The 16,884-nt window shown below is 67.7% G+C and carries 18 protein-coding genes; 4 read left to right on the forward strand and 14 right to left on the reverse strand.

Going from position 1 to position 16,884, the window contains the following annotated elements:
• Window positions 1-231 precede the first annotated feature (231 nt).
• Together ACEN8G_RS22640 and ACEN8G_RS22645 are read right to left on the reverse strand one after the other, a co-directional pair.
• The gene (locus tag ACEN8G_RS22640) at window positions 232-1,413 is read right to left on the reverse strand and encodes an acetyl-CoA C-acetyltransferase (RefSeq protein WP_413416187.1); all 1,182 of its coding nucleotides are present in this window, start codon (window positions 1,411-1,413) and stop codon (window positions 232-234) included.
• A gap of 38 nt (window positions 1,414-1,451) precedes the next feature.
• Window positions 1,452-2,447: an alpha/beta hydrolase gene (locus ACEN8G_RS22645; protein WP_413416195.1), complete on the reverse strand. Its 996-nt coding sequence runs from the start codon at window positions 2,445-2,447 to the stop codon at window positions 1,452-1,454.
• Between the two features lie 88 nt (window positions 2,448-2,535).
• Between ACEN8G_RS22645 and phaR the strand changes: the two genes are divergently transcribed.
• Complete coding sequence (gene phaR, locus ACEN8G_RS22650) at window positions 2,536-3,111, forward strand: polyhydroxyalkanoate synthesis repressor PhaR (RefSeq protein WP_413416186.1); 576 nt, start codon at window positions 2,536-2,538, stop codon at window positions 3,109-3,111.
• 42 nt (window positions 3,112-3,153) lie between these two features.
• Here the strand turns inward: phaR and ACEN8G_RS22655 are convergent, their stop codons facing one another.
• Both ACEN8G_RS22655 and ACEN8G_RS22660 read right to left on the reverse strand, forming a co-directional pair.
• Window positions 3,154-4,185, reverse strand: coding sequence for a methyl-accepting chemotaxis protein (locus ACEN8G_RS22655; protein WP_413740699.1), 1,032 nt, complete (start codon window positions 4,183-4,185; stop codon window positions 3,154-3,156).
• A gap of 89 nt (window positions 4,186-4,274) precedes the next feature.
• Window positions 4,275-5,096 (reverse strand): class I SAM-dependent methyltransferase, encoded by an 822-nt coding sequence (locus tag ACEN8G_RS22660; RefSeq protein ID WP_413416184.1) that lies wholly within the window; start codon window positions 5,094-5,096, stop codon window positions 4,275-4,277.
• Between the two features lie 45 nt (window positions 5,097-5,141).
• Here ACEN8G_RS22660 and ACEN8G_RS22665 point away from each other — a divergent pair, with 45 nt between their 5' ends.
• Both ACEN8G_RS22665 and ACEN8G_RS22670 read left to right on the forward strand, forming a co-directional pair.
• Window positions 5,142-5,336 (forward strand): hypothetical protein, encoded by a 195-nt coding sequence (locus ACEN8G_RS22665; protein WP_373422924.1) that lies wholly within the window; start codon window positions 5,142-5,144, stop codon window positions 5,334-5,336.
• Between the two features lie 28 nt (window positions 5,337-5,364).
• A complete protein-coding gene (locus tag ACEN8G_RS22670; RefSeq protein ID WP_413416183.1) occupies window positions 5,365-6,015 on the forward strand; it encodes a glutathione S-transferase family protein in 651 nt (216 codons plus the stop codon).
• Window positions 6,016-6,157: 142 nt separating this feature from the next.
• Here the strand turns inward: ACEN8G_RS22670 and ACEN8G_RS22675 are convergent, their stop codons facing one another.
• The 3 genes from ACEN8G_RS22675 to ACEN8G_RS22685 form a co-directional block, all read right to left on the reverse strand.
• Window positions 6,158-7,315, reverse strand: coding sequence for an aspartyl protease family protein (locus ACEN8G_RS22675; protein WP_413416182.1), 1,158 nt, complete (start codon window positions 7,313-7,315; stop codon window positions 6,158-6,160).
• A 185-nt stretch (window positions 7,316-7,500) separates the two neighbouring features.
• Window positions 7,501-9,063 (reverse strand): ATPase, T2SS/T4P/T4SS family, encoded by a 1,563-nt coding sequence (locus tag ACEN8G_RS22680; protein ID WP_413416181.1) that lies wholly within the window; start codon window positions 9,061-9,063, stop codon window positions 7,501-7,503.
• A 124-nt stretch (window positions 9,064-9,187) separates the two neighbouring features.
• Window positions 9,188-9,895, reverse strand: a complete 708-nt coding sequence (locus ACEN8G_RS22685; protein WP_413416180.1) for a helix-turn-helix domain-containing protein — start codon at window positions 9,893-9,895, stop codon at window positions 9,188-9,190.
• 82 nt (window positions 9,896-9,977) lie between these two features.
• Here ACEN8G_RS22685 and ACEN8G_RS22690 point away from each other — a divergent pair, with 82 nt between their 5' ends.
• Window positions 9,978-10,406 carry a DUF6265 family protein gene (locus ACEN8G_RS22690; protein ID WP_413416179.1) on the forward strand — a complete coding sequence of 143 codons (429 nt, stop codon included), beginning with the start codon at window positions 9,978-9,980 and terminating at the stop codon, window positions 10,404-10,406.
• A 120-nt stretch (window positions 10,407-10,526) separates the two neighbouring features.
• Here ACEN8G_RS22690 and ACEN8G_RS22695 read toward each other — a convergent pair whose 3' ends face one another.
• The 7 genes from ACEN8G_RS22695 to ACEN8G_RS22725 all read right to left on the reverse strand — a co-directional run bounded on the left by ACEN8G_RS22695 (window position 10,527) and on the right by ACEN8G_RS22725 (window position 16,680).
• On the reverse strand, window positions 10,527-10,781 hold the full coding sequence (locus ACEN8G_RS22695) for an ATP synthase F1 subunit epsilon (protein ID WP_413416178.1): 255 nt from the start codon (window positions 10,779-10,781) through the stop codon (window positions 10,527-10,529).
• A 130-nt stretch (window positions 10,782-10,911) separates the two neighbouring features.
• On the reverse strand, window positions 10,912-12,438 hold the full coding sequence (gene atpD / locus ACEN8G_RS22700) for a F0F1 ATP synthase subunit beta (RefSeq protein ID WP_413418780.1): 1,527 nt from the start codon (window positions 12,436-12,438) through the stop codon (window positions 10,912-10,914).
• 1 nt (window position 12,439) lies between these two features.
• Window positions 12,440-13,078 carry a hypothetical protein gene (locus ACEN8G_RS22705; protein WP_413418778.1) on the reverse strand — a complete coding sequence of 213 codons (639 nt, stop codon included), beginning with the start codon at window positions 13,076-13,078 and terminating at the stop codon, window positions 12,440-12,442.
• Window positions 13,078-13,965 (reverse strand): F0F1 ATP synthase subunit gamma, encoded by an 888-nt coding sequence (locus ACEN8G_RS22710; RefSeq protein WP_413418776.1) that lies wholly within the window; start codon window positions 13,963-13,965, stop codon window positions 13,078-13,080. Before ACEN8G_RS22710 ends, ACEN8G_RS22705 begins: the two co-directional genes overlap by 1 nt.
• The gene (locus ACEN8G_RS22715) at window positions 13,966-14,583 is read right to left on the reverse strand and encodes a LysE family translocator (protein ID WP_413418774.1); all 618 of its coding nucleotides are present in this window, start codon (window positions 14,581-14,583) and stop codon (window positions 13,966-13,968) included.
• 10 nt (window positions 14,584-14,593) lie between these two features.
• Window positions 14,594-16,123 carry a F0F1 ATP synthase subunit alpha gene (gene atpA, locus ACEN8G_RS22720; RefSeq protein WP_413418772.1) on the reverse strand — a complete coding sequence of 510 codons (1,530 nt, stop codon included), beginning with the start codon at window positions 16,121-16,123 and terminating at the stop codon, window positions 14,594-14,596.
• A gap of 2 nt (window positions 16,124-16,125) precedes the next feature.
• Complete coding sequence (locus ACEN8G_RS22725) at window positions 16,126-16,680, reverse strand: F0F1 ATP synthase subunit delta (protein WP_413418770.1); 555 nt, start codon at window positions 16,678-16,680, stop codon at window positions 16,126-16,128.
• Window positions 16,681-16,884: the final 204 nt, after the last annotated feature.

Raw genomic sequence — 16,884 nt, forward strand, 5'->3', positions numbered from 1 at the left:
CCCCTCGAGCGGGATGCCCGAAGCGGACAGTGAGACGGACATGTTTCCGCACTGCAAGAGAGGGAAACATGGCCCGGCGCAATTCGATTGCCAGTGTTGCAGAAAAGAGACTGTCAGGCGCGCTAAATTTCACGCGCACACGGGTTAATGTAACATTCAGAATGTGCCCTAGTGCATCAATACACTAGGGCATTCTGCGTCAGAAACATTTCGTTACACGACGAAAGCCGCTCAGCGCTCGACGCACATGGCGATTCCCATACCGCCGCCGATGCAGAGCGTGGCGAGGCCCTTCTTCGCATCGCGCTTCTGCATCTCGTAGATCAGCGTGGTCAGGACGCGCGCGCCCGAGGCGCCGATCGGGTGGCCGATGGCGATCGCGCCGCCATTGACGTTGACCTTGCTGGCGTCCCAGCCAAGCTCCTTGCCGACCGACAGCGCCTGCGCCGCGAACGCTTCATTCGCTTCGATCAGGTCGAGATCGGCGATGCTCCAGCCGGCCTTCTCGAGCGCTTTCTTCGACGCCGGGACCGGGCCGATTCCCATGATCGAGGGATCGACGCCGGCGGTCGCCCAGCTCTTGATCGTAGCGAGAATCGACGCGCCGCGCTTCTCGGCTTCGTCGCGGCGCATCACGACCAATGCTGCAGCGCCGTCGTTGAGGCCCGAGGCATTGGCGGCAGTGACGGTGCCGTCCTTCTTGAACGCCGGGCGCAGGCCCGAGACGCCGTCCAGCGTGGCGCCGGCGCGGATGTACTCGTCGTCGGAAACCACGGTGTCGCCCTTGCGGCCCTTGATCGTCACCGGGGCGATCTCGTCCTTGAACCGGCCCTCGGCGCGGGCCTTCTCGGCCTTGTTCTGCGAGGCGACGGCGAACTCGTCCTGCTCGACGCGGGTGACCTGGTACTGCTCGGCCAGGTTCTCGGCGGTGATGCCCATGTGATAGCCGTTGAACACGTCGGTCAGGCCGTCCTTGATCATCGTGTCGACCAGGGTGACGTCGCCCATCTTCGCACCTGCACGCAGCGCCTGGGCGTGGTTGGCGAGCGACATGCTCTCCTGGCCTCCGGCGACGACGATGGTCGAATCGCCGGTCTGGATCGCCTGGGCGGCAAGCGCCACGGCACGCAGGCCCGAGCCGCAGACCTGCTGCACGCTCCAGGCCGGCACTTCCTTGGGCACGCCGGCTGCCATCGAGGCCTGGCGGGCGGGGTTCTGGCCCTGGGCGGCGGTGAGCACCTGGCCGAGGATGACCTCGCTGACTTCCTCGCCCTTCACCCCGGCCTGGTCGAGCGCCGCCTCGATCGCGATGCGGCCCAGCTCGTGCGCGGGGGTGCTGCCGAAGGCGCCGAGGAATGCGCCCACCGGGGTGCGCTTGGCGGCGATGATGACGACGTCGTTCGGATTGGCCATGGCTCGGGACTCCTGCGGGTGGTTCTGTCGTTTGGCGGCTATTTAGTGTGCGCTGCGGCAAGAAGCCAGTCGCGCAACGGCTCCCACACCATTGTCCGCGCCCGCCCGCCGACGATCATCCCGACATGGCCCAGCGCGAGGCTGCGCCGCTCGGCCAGGCCGGCGGCGGTGGCGGCGGGAACGATGCGGTCGGTGGTCGAGAGCAGTTCGAGCGCGGGGCAGGCCAGACGTGCGGGCAGGATCCGCCTGCCATCCACCCACCAGCGGCCGCTGCCGGGACGGTCTGCCTTGAAGAAGCGCTCGAACATCTGCGCGCCCGCGGCATAGGTCAGCGGGGCGCCGGCATTGGCCCAATCCTCGAGCGCGACGAAGGCACGGGCCTGGTCGCTGTCCGGCTCTGCCTGCGCGAATCGCTCGAACTTGGCGATGGTGCGGGCGGGATCGAGCTGCCAGAAGCCGGCCTGCAGCACTTCCATCGGCACCAGCCCGAGCTGGGCGCAGGCAGGCTGGGCGGCTTCCCATTGCGCCGCAATGGCTGCGCGCGCGAGATCGCCATAGCGGCGGAAGCGCCAGGGCGCCGCGATCGTCACCAGCCCGCGCGCCGGTCGCAGCGCCGCCGCGGCCATCGCCAGCGTGCCCCCCAGGCAATAGCCGGCGAGCAATGGCGATTCGTCGAGCGCATCCAGCAAAGGGAGCAGCAGCGCGGTGATATGCGCATCCACGCCCTGGTCGCGATCCTCTGGCTCCGGCGTGCCCCAGTCTACAAGAAGCGGCCGAAGTCCTTGAGTCGCCAGCCATTCGAGCAGCGAATTGCCCGGCGCGAGATCGAGGATGAAGGGCGGATTGATCAGCGAAGGGACGAAAACGACCGCCGGCCCGTCGCCGCCATAGTCGCGCAGGGACGCGCGGCCGGCCGTGGCGATTACGGGCTTGAGCGCGCGCTCGGGTGGCCTCTCCGCCTCCTGATAGGCCTTTAGTCCCGCCAGTGCGGCGGCCCGCCGCTCGGGCGATGCTGCAGTCTCGCTGCGCAACAGCGAGAGGAATAGCGGAAGGGGGCGCGGTCCGTGTTGCGCCGCAGAATGAAACGATGATAGATATGTTTCACTCACCTGGGGGCCTTAGATGAAGAAAAGCGCTGCTGGTACGGGACCGGTCATCATCAAGAAGTACGCGAACCGGCGTCTCTACAACACCGAAACCTCGTCCTACATCACGCTGGACCATCTCGCCGCGATGACGCGCGAGGGGCGCGATTTCAAGGTCGTCGATGCCAAGACCGAGGAGGACATCACCCATAATGTCCTCACCCAGATCATCATGGAAGAGGAGCAGCGCGGCCAGACCATGCTGCCGGTCAACTTCCTGCGCCAGCTGATCGCGCTCTATGGCGATTCGATGCAGGCGATGGTGCCGGGCTATCTGGAGGCTTCGATGGAGAGCTTCCGCCGCAACCAGCAGCAGTTCAAGTCGGCGGTCGAGGGCGCCTTTGCCAACTCGCCCTTCGCCGAGATGGCCAAGCGCAACATGGAAATCTTCGAGGCGGCGACCCAGGCGTTCAAGCCGGGCACGACTCCGGGTGCCCCGGGCGCGGCTGCCGCGCCCGCCGCTGCTCCGGCTGCGGGCGAGGGCGATGACGTCGCCGCGCTGAAGGCGGAGCTGGCCCGGCTGCAGGACAAGATCGAGAAGCTGGCGAAGTAACCGTCGCTTCCCCTCCCTTCCAGGGAGGGGAGCTTTCTAGAATCAGCCCCGCCCGCGCAGTCCGCCCAGTGCCGCGCGGATTTCCTCCAGCGTCGGCATCTTCTGCTCGATCACGCAGCGCAGGCCGAGGCCGGTGAAGCCGTGATAGTCGGTGGCGCTGGCGAAGGCGATCGTGCTGTCGCCGCGCACCTCGGCGCCGCGCACCGCATTGAGCGGCAGCGCGACGTGCTCGCCGTGGCGCTTGCCCGAGGAGCTCGCCACGATCCGGTCGGCCTCGTCGACGATCGCGATGCTCGTCCGCCCCCAGTCGCGCTCGCCGAACAGCGAGCGGTCGGAGATGATGGCGGGGATGTGCCCCTCCCAGTCGAACTCGAGATAGAAGGCGCCGAGCGGTCGGCCGTCGCGCCCGCGCGGGCGCACGCCGGTGACGAAGATAAGGACCGCGCGGTTATCGGAATAGGGGTTTAGCCACACCTCGTCGGTGAACCATTCGTCGCGCCGGTGGCTGCGCATCGCGTTCAGATATTGCGGCGCGTTCGCCAGGTCGACGCCGCGCACCCGCGCATGCGGATCGGATGCGGCGATCACCTTGCCCTCGTTGTTGGCGAGGAAGGCGTTGACATAATAGGGCGAGATGCCGGTCAGCATCGCCAGCCGCGCATCGGCGGCGGCGATCGTCTCGGGCGAGGGATCTTCCAGCGCGGCGATCACTTCGGAATCGGATGCCATCACCCGCAGGTCGATGCTGCGGCCATAGAGATGGCGGCTGACATTCTGGATCAGCGCCTGGGCAAGCTCGACCAGGCGAGTGCCCTCGATCTCGCTGACCATCTCGTCGGCGATGCCCGCGCCCATGGCGAGACGCTCGCGCACTTCGGAGCGGAATTCGATCGAGGCGCCGCGCGCCTGCTGAGCCAGCGCCTTCACTTCCTGCGCCACCACCGAGAAGCCGCGCCCGGCCTCACCCGAGCGGGCGGCCTCGATCGCGGCGTTCAGCGCGAGCAGGTTGGTGCGCGCAGCGATCTCCTCGCTGGTCGCGGCATAGCTGTCCACTTCCTCGCGGAGGACCGACAATAGGGTTCGAATTCGGCGCGGCACGTTCCTGTGCCTAATCCGAATTGGTTAATCCTGCGTTGAGTCGAAACCGCTTCGGTGGAATCTGCTCATGGTTTCCGGAACTTGAGCGTCATCCGGTCGCTCTCGCCGATCGCCGCATACTTGGCGCGGTCAACGTCCTTGAGTGTGTAGCTCGGCGGCAGCGTCCACACGCCCTGGGGCCAGTCGGCGGTATCGCGCGGATTGGCGTTGACCTCCGACGCGCCGACGAACTTGAAGCCGGCCTGCTCGGCGAGCCGGCGCACGGTCGAGACCTTGATATAGCCGCTGGTCTTCTCGCGCTCGGCGATGGCGCTCTCGGGCAGGCGGTGATCCTCGATGCCGAGCGTGCCGCCCTTCTTGAGCATCGCGAACATCTGAGCGAACGCCTCGGGCGAATAATCGACGTTGCCGCGCTTGTAGCCCATCCGCCAGTTATGGACGTTGCGGAAGGTCAGCACGACGTCGGCGGTGCCGTCCGGCACCTTGGGCTGGCCGGCCTGGGCGGGGAAGGCGACGAGCTGGGCGTGGCCGTAGAGCGCCGCGTCCTTGGCCTTGAGCGTCTCGACCGCCTTGCCGCCAGCCGGGAAATCGGGCCCGACCGCGGCGTAATAGCTGCCCTTTTCCCGGGTGAGCGGAGCGAGGATCTCGGTGTACCAGCCGCCGCCGGGCCAGATCTCGACCACGGTGTTGCCGGGCTTCACCCCGAAGAAATTGAGCGTGTCGACCGGATGGCGATACTGGTCGCGCGCGACATTGGCCGGCGAGCGGGTGGGCGAGGCGACAGCCTCGGCGATCGTCTGGCGCTGCATCCGGGGGGCGCCGGTGGCGACGCTGGCCACCGCGACGGCGGTCGTGAACACGGCGAGGATGGTCAGGGTCTGGCGCACGCGAATTCCCTCCCTAGATGTCGTCCGCGCATTTGGGGGATTTTCGTGACGATGCAACTACAATTATGGCTCGGGGCGGCGGGCGCGGCAGTGATCGCGGTAGTCAGCGGCCTAGGCGAGCACCGCCGGCGCAAGCGCAAGCGGATCGACGATGTCGGTTTCGTGCCGTGGCAGTTCCTCCAGGTGATGGCGATGCTGGGCGCGGTAATCCTGGCGAGCGTCGCGCTGAATTTGCGATAAGCTGCCCCGTCAGCCACGGGAGCGCACGATGATCACATTATGGGGTGAAGGCCGGGGATTCCGGGTGGCGTGGCTGCTCGAGGAGCTGGGCCTGCCCTGGCGGCTGCGGCCGGTGGACATGCTCGCCGGGGTGGAGAACGATCCCGAATTCCTGGCGATCAACCCGGCGGGGTTCATCCCGGCGCTGCAGGACGGCGAGGTCGTCCTGGTCGAATCCATCGCGATCCTCGAATATCTGCTCGGGCGCTACGGACCCTCGCCGCTGGCGCCGCAGCCGGCCGATCCGGCGTTCCCGCTCTACCAGCAATTCCTCCATCTGGGCGAAGCCGGGATGGCGACCTTCATGTTCGTCTTCGTCGCCACCAACATCCTCGCGCCCGAGGGCGAGAAGGACAATTGGAGTGCCCGTGCCAGCCTTGACTGGTTCGAGAGCCGGCGCGGGATCGTCGCGCGGCAGCTGGCGCAGGCGCCGTACATGGCGGGCGAGGCCTTCACCGCGGCCGATATCTCGATCAGCTATGCGCTCCAGTTCGCCGAGCGGACCAGGGGCGCGGTGCTGCGCGAGGACGAGCTGGCCTATCTCGCCCGCACCACCGGGCGCGCCGGCTACAGGCGGGCGATGGACAAGTGCACCGATACCAAAGCCTGGGTGGCGGCGCTGGCGGAGGCGGATGCCTAGCCGGAGCCGACCTGCCACGCTTTTCCCCGGCGAAGGCCGGGGCCCAGACTTGAAAGTTACGCGCCTTTGGCGCGTCTGCGACGCGCACGCTTAGTCTGGACCCCGGCCTTCGCCGGGGAAAAATGAGGTGGCGCAGCCAGCCCTAATAGAACTTTCGCAGCGTCAACTGCCGCTCGCGGCCGTCGCACAGGGTGAGCGCCACCACGCGTCCCGGCGTCCCCGCACTCCAGTCGACCGGGCGGCCCGCTACCGCCACGCCATCGGCGGCGCAGATCGTCTCGCCTTCGCGCCAGCCGCCCGCCTCGGCGGGCGAGCCGCGCATGACGTGGAGTACGCGCAGATGCGCATCCTCGGCGCCGAGCAGCAGCCCGCTGGTCGAGCGCAGCACTGCCGTGGCGGGGGCGCCGGCGGGCTGGAGCACCATCCGCCCCGCCCGGGGATCGAGCAGCACGCGGTAGCGCAGCAGCAGCCCGGTGCCGATCCGTCCGGCGGCGCCGGCGGCGGTGGAATAGCCGCCTTCGCCTTCGATGCGGACCTCGGTCTCGGGCAGGACACTGCCGCCCAGCGCGAAGCCGGGGATGACCGCGGCCTCGCTGACCAGCGCGCCGCCGATGCCCCAGCCCAGCGTGGTGGTTAGGGTGGCGCCGCGATAATTGGCGCTGGTCCAGGCGGCGCGGCTCAGCGTCACCGCGGCGCCGTCGCCGGTATCGACGATCATCGGCCGCAGCCGCGCGCCGCCCAGCCGGATCTCGGTGACCGGCACTTCGGAGCCGCGCTGGAGCGACAAGGGCGCGGTGTGGCCGGTAAAGGGCATGCGGCCGCTCGGCAGGATGCGGAAGCGGCGCACCGCATAGTCGATGTCGAGCGCGCAGCAGCTCAATATGTCGCTGCCGATCAGCAGGTCGGCGCCGAACCGCTCCTGGCCCGGCGCATCGGGAATGACGATGCGCCCGCCGCGCCGGGTGAGCCCGCCCATCACCAGTGTCCCGCCCGGCGCCCAGGCGACCTCGACGCCGCCGCCGATTGCCAGCGCGCGCTGGCGACGGCCGATGGCGAGCCGGGCGCGGGCGGCGAAATCCTGGGTGGCGAGTGTGTTGGTCAGCCCGGTATCGAGCACCGCGCGGACCGGGCGGCCGTTGAGCACCGCCTCGAAGCGGATCTGGTTGGACGGCGTCAGGTCGAAGGCGATCCAGCGCGCCTCGCTGTCGGGTGCCAGCGTGATGCCGTCCTTCGCCTCCTCGATGGCAGGCGGGGAGGCAAGGCCGAGAAAGACCGCAAGGGGCAGAAGGAAGGACAGCAAGTGCGGGTCTAGCCGATCGAAATGCACATGGCGGTGTACCGTATAAGATTATCTCATCCCGGCTATCCTGAGTAGGGGCTGAGCTTGTCGAAGACCCGTATCGAAGGGGCTGCCGTGCACCGTCCTTCGATATGCCGCTTCGACAAACTCAGCGGCTACTCAGGATGACCGGCAGAAGGTGGAGATCAGAGGCACGCCTCGAGCAGCGCCTGGTCGAAGCCATACTGCTTGGCCTTGTCGAGCGTATAGGGGCGCAGGCCCATCGAGCGATACTCGCCGATGATCTTGCCGTCGGCGCTCTCGTCGAGATACTCGAACTTGAACAGCTCCTGGGTGACGATCACCGGGCCTTCCATGCCTATCACCTCGGTGACGTTGGTCACACGGCGCGAGCCGTCGCGCAGGCGCTTCACCTGGATGATCAGGTCGACCGAATCGGCGATCTGGCGGCTGATCGCTTCCTTCGGCACCTTGATGTCCGACATCATCACCATGTTCTCCATACGGGCGAGCGCCTCGCGCGGAGAGTTGGAGTGGAGCGTACACATCGAGCCGTCGTGGCCGGTGTTCATGGCGGCGAGCATGTCGAAACACTCGCTGCCGCGGATTTCGCCCAGGATGATCCGGTCCGGGCGCATACGCAGCGCGTTCTTGACCAGGTCGCGGATGGTGATCTCGCCCTGGCCCTCGAGGTTGGGCGGACGGGTTTCGAGCGGCAGCCAGTGCGGCTGCTGCAGGCGGAGTTCGGCCGCGTCCTCGATCGTCAGCACGCGCTCGCCCGGGTCGATCATCTTCGACAGGGCGTTGAGCATCGTCGTCTTGCCCGAGCCGGTACCGCCCGAGATGACGATGTTGAAGCGGCTGGCGCCGGCGATCTTCAGCGCGGTCGCCATCTTCTGCGACATCGATCCGCCCTGTGCCATCATGTCGAGCGTGATCGGCTTGGCCGAGAATTTACGAATCGAGATCGCGGTGCCGCGCAGGCTCAGCGGCGGCACGATCACGTTGACGCGGCTGCCGTCCTTGAGGCGGGCGTCGGCGAGCGGGGTGGTCTGGTCGACGCGGCGGCCGACCGAGTTGCAGATGCGCTGGGCGATCTGGAACAGATGCTCCTCGTCGCGGAACTGGATGTTGGCCAGCTCGAGCTTGCCCTTGCGCTCGACAAAGGTCTGTTCGGGGCCGTTGACCATGATGTCCGAGATGGCCGGATCGGCGAGCAGCTCCTCGAGCGGTCCGAGGCCGAGCAGCTCATCGACCAGCACCTTCTCGAGCGCGAACTGCTCGCGGCGGTTCAGGGTCAGCTTCAGCTCGGCGAGCACTTCGCCGATGATCGGGCGAAATTCCTCGGCCAGCTCGTCCTTGCTGAGCGTGGCGGCGGCCTCGGGATCGACGCGCTCGAGCAGGCGCGGCAGCACCTGTTCCTTGATGCGGTGGATCGAGGCCTCGAAGCCTTCGACGCGCGAATTGCCCTGCTCGCCGGCCGCGGCCTGGCGATCGGCGAGGCGCTGGAGCGCCTCCGCGCTGGCGACGCTGGGGCCGTTGGGATCGCGCTCGGCCATCGGGTCGGGCATGGCGCCCTGGCCCGGAAGCGGCACGGAATTGATCGGCGGGAACTGGTCACCGCCCAGCGGGGCGGGATCGACCGGGCGGGGCAGCGGTCCGCCGCCCTGCATCGGGCGCGCAACGCCGAACGCCGGCCGGCCTGCCGGTCCACCACCCAATCCGCTGCGTCGTCCGAAAGCGCTCATCAGAACCCAATGTCCCCTCGACCGAGAGGTGTTACCGGCCAAGGCTTGATATTTACCTAACCCGGTAACCCCGCTTGTTACGGAGATGGACCGGCAAAGGTGCAGACCGGGTAAACGCGTGCGCCTAGAGGAACGGTCCCTTTGCCCTGACGCGTGCCCCGCTGGGCGGCATGCCGGCGAGTTCGCGGAAGTCGCGCGCCATGTGCGCCTGATCGGCATAGCCGCGCGCTGCGGCGGTATCGGCGAGATTGTCCTCGCCCTGCTGGACGTCTTGCAGCGCTTCGCGGAAGCGCAGCAGCCGCAGATAGGTGCGCGGCGCCAGCCCCAGCTCGCGCGCGAAGATGCGCTGCAGCCGGCGATGCGGCAGGCCGGTGGCTGCCGAGATCTCCGCCACGCTGGTGGAGGCGAGGATGGCGCGGGCGAGCGGCGGCGGGTCGATGCCGGCAAGCGCCTGGACAAGATTGGCGACCGGGTCGCCTTGCAGCAACGCGGCGAGCGGCGAATCGGGTGCCACCGCCATCCAGTCGTCCGCGAAGCCGGGGCAGGGCGCGCCGCCCAGCGCGTGCCAGGCCCAGGGCCAGAGCTTGATCGCGGTGAAGCGCGCGTCACCGCTGAAGCCGAAGCGGATCGGATGGGGGGAGAGGCCGGTGGCGAAGAATTCCGGCTGGCCGCGTCGCCATTCGGAACGGCCGGCAGGCCGGTGGATCAGCTCGACACAGCCGTCCGGAGTCGCCTCATGCTCGACCCAGCCCGGCTCGCTCGCCGCAAGCGTCCACACCGCGGCGACAAGGCCGTCGAGCGCGGGCGGCAGGGGCATCTCGGCATAGTCCATGTGCCGAGCCTCGCATGTCGCGTGCGTTCAAGCCAGTATCGGCGGACAGGCATAGCGTCAGGCGAAACAGGGAGGAACGAGGATGATCGCGAACATCATGCTGCTCGCCGGACTGGGGCTGTCGCCGGAGCCGCTCGACTGGCTGGTCGGCAAATGGTGCACCGAGCCACTGAATGGCCGGACGACCTGCGAGACCTGGCAGTCGATGGGCACGGATCATGTCATGCGCGGCGAGACCGTGACGACCTCCGCCAAGGGCGAGCGGCGCGAGCCGATGCGGATCACGGACGAGGCGGGCAAGCTGGTCTTCCATGCCGAACCGCCGGGCCAGGCGCCTACCGATTTCGCGGGAGCGGCCTCCACGGCGCAGAGCGTGGAGTTCGTCAACGCCGCGCACGATTATCCGCAGCGCGTCCGCTACTGGCGCGAGGGGGAGCTGCTGATGGCGGAGATTTCACTGGCCGATGGCAGCAAGCCGATGCGGTGGCGCTATCGGCGCGCGGGCCAGTAGTTCGTCCGGGGTGAAAGCCGGGACCCGGGCCGCGAAAGCGGGACGAGAGCTTCCCGGGTGGATCCCGACTTTCGTCGGGAGACGGAGCCGACGGGGCGAACCCGTCGGCATTTCGTCTTGTCAGCCGGCCTTTTCGGCGAGAACGGTCAGGCCCTTCTCGTTCACTTCGGCGAACCCGCCTTCGATGCGGATCGTCTCGGGCTTGGACTCGCCGGCCTTGTAGATCTCGAGATCGCCGTCGCGGATGGTCGACATCAGCGGGGCATGACCTTCGAGCACGCCGAAATCGCCCTCGGAGCCGGGGACGACGACCATGTACACTTCCTCCGAGCGAAGGAGCTTTTCGGGCGTGACGAGTTCGAAGTGCAGGGACATTTCTTTTCTCTCAAAGCCCCTCCCCTTCAGGGGAGGGGTTGGGGGTGGGGCAGGTGCCTCATCGAGACCGAAGCCTGTTTGGACAGGCCCCACCCCAACCCCTCCCCTGAAGGGGAGGGGCTAGATGTACTTACGCCTCGCCGGCGAGCTTCTTGGCCTTCTCGACCGCCTGGTCGATGCCGCCGACCATGTAGAAGGCGGCTTCCGGCAGGTGGTCATACTCGCCGTTCACCACCGCCTTGAACGACTTGATGGTGTCCTCGATCTGCACGAACGCACCCGGGATGCCGGTGAACACTTCGGCGACGTGGAAGGGCTGCGAGAGGAAGCGCTGGATCTTGCGCGCGCGCGAGACGGTCAGCTTGTCCTCTTCCGAGAGCTCGTCCATGCCGAGGATGGCGATGATGTCCTGGAGCGACTTGTACTTCTGCAGGATCGACTGGACCGCACGGGCCGTCTCGTAATGCTCCTGGCCGACGACGCGCGGCTCGAGAACGCGGCTGGTCGAGTCCAGCGGATCCACCGCCGGATAGATGCCGAGCTCCGAGATCGCGCGGTTGAGCACGGTCGTGGCGTCGAGGTGGGCGAACGAGGTCGCCGGGGCCGGATCGGTAAGATCGTCCGCGGGAACGTACACGGCCTGCACCGAGGTGATCGAGCCCTTGTTGGTCGAGGTGATGCGCTCCTGCAGCGCGCCCATGTCGGTCGACAGGGTCGGCTGATAGCCCACGGCCGAAGGAATACGGCCGAGCAGTGCCGACACTTCCGCGCCCGCCTGGGTGAAGCGGAAGATGTTGTCGACGAAGAACAGCACGTCCTGGCCTTCGACGTCGCGGAAATATTCGGCGATCGTCAGGCCCGACAGCGCGACGCGGGCACGGGCGCCCGGCGGCTCGTTCATCTGGCCATAGACCAGGGCGACCTTCGAGCCGTCCGAGATCGCGTTGCCGTCGGCGTCCTTGGCGATGACGCCCGCGTCGAGGAACTCGTGGTAAAGGTCGTTGCCCTCACGGGTGCGCTCGCCGACGCCGGCGAACACCGAGGTGCCGCCATGGCCCTTGGCGATGTTGTTGATCAGCTCCTGGATGAGCACGGTCTTGCCCACGCCGGCGCCGCCGAACAGGCCGATCTTGCCGCCCTTCGCGTACGGCGCGAGCAGGTCGATGACCTTGATGCCGGTGACGAGGATCGAGCTCTCGGTCGACTGGTCGATGAAGAGCGGGGCCTCGGCATGGATCGGGGCGCGCAGGTCGGTGGCGACCGGGCCGCGCTCGTCGATCGGCTCGCCGACGACGTTGAGGATGCGGCCGAGCGTGGCCGGGCCGACCGGAACGCGGATCTGGCTGCCGGTGTCCGTGACGACCTGGCCGCGGGTCAGGCCCTCGGTCGAGTCCATCGCGATCGTGCGGACGGTGTTCTCGCCAAGGTGCTGGGCGACCTCGAGGACGAGCTTGTTGCCGTTGTTGTCGGTCTCGAGCGCCGAAAGGATCGCCGGCAGCGGGCCTTCGAACGCGACGTCGACGACGGCGCCGATCACCTGGCTGATGCGGCCGCCATTGTTGGTCGTGGCCGGCACGGCGCCCGGGGCATCGGCCTTGGGCTTCGCGGCGCGCGGCTTGCGCGCGGGCTTCTCTGCGGTCGGGGCTGCGGTGGCCATCTTACTTTCCTTGGGTCTGATTGGCGGGGGCACTAGCCCCGACGCGGGTGAAAGTCACGGTGATGTGGCGATCCTTGGCGTTGCCGCCGCCGATCGGGTTGGCGTCGACGACGATGGAGACGCCGTGCTGGACGTCCTTCGCCGATTCGCGGCGCTGGAGGGCGCCGTTGATCGTGTCGCCCGGCCCCACCTCGAAGCGGGCGAGGAAGCCGAGCACGATGCGACGGACATAGCCGTAGGAATCGCGGGCACGGCCATCGAGCTTCTCGGCGTGCTTCACGTCGAAGGTGAAGCGGACGGTCTCGATCGTGTCGGCCCTGGTGCCGGTCGCCTCGAAGGCGCTCTGGACGGCGATGCCGTTGGGTTCTTCGGGCCAGGTGACCTTGCCGGTGGCGGCAAAGCCCTTGCCTGCCGCCTTATAGCCTTCGACCTTGAAGCCGAAGTCGTTGGCGGCGGCGACCACGGCGGCCGGATTGCTGAAGATCTGGCCCCAGCGATCGGTCATCACCTTCTCGCGGTCCGGCGCGCGATTCTGCGCGGCGGCGGCCTGCTGCTCGTTGTACGACGGATCATGCGCAGCCCCGCAGCCCGCGAGCGGGGCCGCAGCCACGATCAGCAGGAGGGGGACTGCGAAACGCATCAGAGGGCCTCGGCGCCCGAGATGATCTCGACCAGCTCGGTGGTGATCGCGGCCTGGCGCTGGCGGTTGTACAGCGTGTTGAGGCGCTTGATCAGGTCGCCGGCGTTGCGCGTGGCGTTGTCCATCGCGGTCATTTTCGAGCCCTGCTCCGATGCCGCATTCTCGCGGATCGCGCGGAACAGCTGGATCGCGACATTGCTCGGCAGCAGGTCGGCGAGGATCGATTCCTCGTCCGGCTCATAGGTGACGGCAGCGATGCCCGATGCGGCCTTGTCCTCGGCCTCGGCCTGCGGGATCGCGACGGGGATGATCTGCTGCGCGGTCGGTTCCTGCGCCAGGACCGACTTGAAGGTCGAGTAGAACAGCGTGGCGACGTCGAACTCGCCCGCCTCGAAGCGCGCGATCAGGTCGTCGGCATAGCCGCGCGCATCGGCGAAGCTCAGCTTGCCCAGGTCGCCCGGCTCGATCGAGTGGAGGATGTTCTTGGGGAACTGGCGGTTCAGCACGGCGCGGCCCTTGCGGCCGATCGTGTAGATCTTCACCGTCTTGCCCTGCGCCAGCAGCTCCTGCGCGTGGCGGCGGGCCAGGCGGGCGATGTTGGTGTTGAACGCGCCGGCCAGGCCCTTGTCGCTGGTGGCGACGACGAGCAGGTGCACGTCGTCCTTGCCGGTGCCGGCGAGCAGCTTGGGCGAGCTCTCGCTCACCGTGACCTTGCTGGCCAGGCTGGCGACGACGCCTTCTAGGCGCTGGGCATAGGGGCGCCCGGCCTCGGCCGCTTCCTGCGCACGGCGCAGCTTGGCGGCGGCGACCATCTTCATCGCCTTGGTGATCTTCTGCGTCGACTTCACCGAGCCGATGCGGATCTTGAGGGCCTTCAAACTTGCCATTTACGAATTCCGAGCAAGGGCCAGACGGCCCGCGAGACCAACAAATGCGACGCCGAGCACGCCCTCGATCCAGCGCATCGCGCTGCTCTGCTTCGCGGCGCGGCCCGCACGGGCGGCGACGAAGACGATACCGGTGAGCCAGAAGCCGCCGAGCAGATAGGGCACTGCAATCAGCAGCGCGCCCTTGAGCGGGGCATCAGCGCCGGTGCCGACGAACTGCGGCAGGATGGCGAGGAAGAACAGCGCGACCTTGGGATTGAGCGCGGTGGTGAGCAGCCCCTGCCAGAAGGGCTTGCCCAGGGCAGGCGCCTCGGCGGTGGCGGGCGCCGGCTGGATCGCGCCGCGGATCAGCTTGAAGCCGAGCCACGCCAGGTAGATCGCGCCGGCGGTCTTCACCACCGTGAACAGCGCCGGGAAGACCGACAGGACGCTGAGGAAGCCGAAGCCGCACAGCGCCATGTACCACAGCCCCCCGAGCACCACGCCCGAGACTGCCGCCAGGCCGGCCCGCACGCCTCCGCGCGCCGCGTGACCCGCGACGAGCATCGTGTCCGGCCCGGGCGTCAGCACCAGGCCGACGCTGAGCAGCGTCCACGCGAGGAGGGAGTGGTCGGCCACGGGCTGCGGATCAGGCGAAGGTCTTGGCGAACGCCTCGAGGGCGGCCTTGAGCTTCGCCTTGGCGTCGTCCGACAGGTCCTTCGACTCGCGGATGTCCTTCAGCACATCGGCATGGTTCGCGCGCAGGTCGGCGAGCATCGCCGCCTCGTAGCGCACCACGTCCTGCACCGAAACGGCGTCCAGGAAGCCCTGGGTACCGGCGAAGATCGACGCCGTCTGCTCCTCGAAGGGCAGCGGGTTGAACTGCGGCTGCTTGAGCAGCTCGGTCAGGCGCGCGCCGCGGTTCAGCAGGCGCTGGGTCGAGGCGTCGAGGTCCGAGCCGAACTGGGCGAAGGCGGCCATCTCGCGATACTGGGCGAGGTCGAGCTTGATCGAGCCCGAGACCTTCTTCATCGCCTTGGTCTGGGCCGAGGAGCCCACGCGCGACACCGAGAGGCCGACGTTGATCGCCGGGCGGATGCCGGCGTTGAACAGGTCGGTCTCGAGGAAGATCTGGCCGTCGGTGATCGAGATCACGTTGGTCGGGATGTACGCCGACACGTCGCCCGCCTGGGTCTCGATGATCGGCAGCGCGGTCAGCGAGCCGTTGCCATTGGCGTCGTTCAGCTTGGCGGCGCGTTCCAGCAGGCGGCTGTGGAGATAGAACACGTCGCCCGGATAGGCTTCGCGGCCCGGCGGACGGCGGAGCAGCAGCGACATCTGGCGATAGGCGACGGCCTGCTTGGACAGATCGTCGAACACGATCAGCGCGTGCATGCCGTTGTCACGGAAATACTCGCCCATCGCGGTGCCGGTGTACGGCGCGAGGAACTGCAGCGGGGCGGGGTCCGAAGCGGTCGCGGCGACGACGATGGAATATTCCATCGCGCCATTCTCCTCGAGCGTGCGCACCAGCTGGGCGACGGTCGAGCGCTTCTGGCCGACAGCGACGTACACGCAGTAGAGCTTCTTGCTCTCGTCGGTGCCCGCGTTGACGGTCTTCTGGTTGATGAAGGTGTCGATCGCGACGGCCGACTTGCCGGTCTGGCGGTCGCCGATGATCAGCTCGCGCTGGCCACGGCCGACGGGAACGAGCGCGTCGATCGCCTTGAGGCCGGTCTGCACCGGCTCGTGCACCGACTTGCGCGGGATGATGCCCGGCGCCTTCACTTCGACGCGGCTGCGCTTCTCGGCGACGATCGGCCCCTTGCCGTCGATCGGGTTGCCGAGGCCGTCCACGACGCGGCCGAGCAGGCCCTTGCCGACGGGAACGTCCACGATGGTGCCGGTGCGCTTGACGGTGTCGCCCTCGCGGATTTCGGCGTCCGAGCCGAAGATCACGACGCCGACATTGTCGGCTTCGAGGTTGAGCGCCATGCCCTGCACGCCATTGGCGAACTCGACCATCTCGCCGGCCTGGACGTTGTCCAGACCGTGGATGCGCGCGATGCCGTCACCGACGCTGAGCACCTGGCCGGTTTCCGAAACCTGTGCCTCGGTGCCGAAATTGGCGATCTGGTCCTTGATGACCTTCGAGATTTCTGCGGCGCGGATATCCATGTTCAGCCTTTCATCGCGTGCGCGAGGGAGTTCAGTCGGGTCTTGATCGAGCTATCGATCATCTGGCTGCCGATCTTCACGACCAGCCCGCCAAGGAGCGAGGGATCGACCGAAAGGTCGATGGCCACTTCACGGCCGACGCGGGTGCGCAGCTGCTGCTTGAGCGCGTCGACCTGATCGGCGGAAAGCGGATGAGCGGAGATCACTTCCGCCGTCGTCTCGCCGCGATGCGCGGCGGCGAGCTGGCGGAACGAGCGGATGATCGCCGGAAGCTGGCCCAGCCGGCGATTCTCGGCGAGCACGCCGAGGAAGTTCGCGGTGGTGGCGTCGAGCTTCAGGCTCTTGGCGACGGCGGCGACGGCCTTGGCGGCGTCGCTGCGCGACACCAGCGGGCTGGCGGTCAGCGCCTTGAAGTCGGTCGATTCGGCAAGCGCCTTGGCCACGGTGCCGAGGCTGGCCTCGACCTGGCTCAGCGCCTTCGAATCACGCGCGAGCTCGAACAGGGCGGTAGCGTAGCGTCCGCTTAGGCTTGCCTGGATACCGGCGGAATTCTCCACGCGATCGGGTTCCTCTCGGAGGTTCGGGTTCAGCCCCATATGAATTGGGGGCCGATTTCCGGCTCCATCAAAGTATTACTCTGACAGACACCCCATACGGCCCCCTATGGGTCGCGGCGCGGTTAGCATCGGTGTCACAGGGATGCAACCCGAGTCCGAGTCGCTCTCGGCGAACACTCTCCCAAACTGGCCGCGACACCACGT

Source organism: Sphingomonas sp. Sphisp66 (assembly GCF_047324325.1).
GTDB lineage: Bacteria > Pseudomonadota > Alphaproteobacteria > Sphingomonadales > Sphingomonadaceae > Sphingomonas.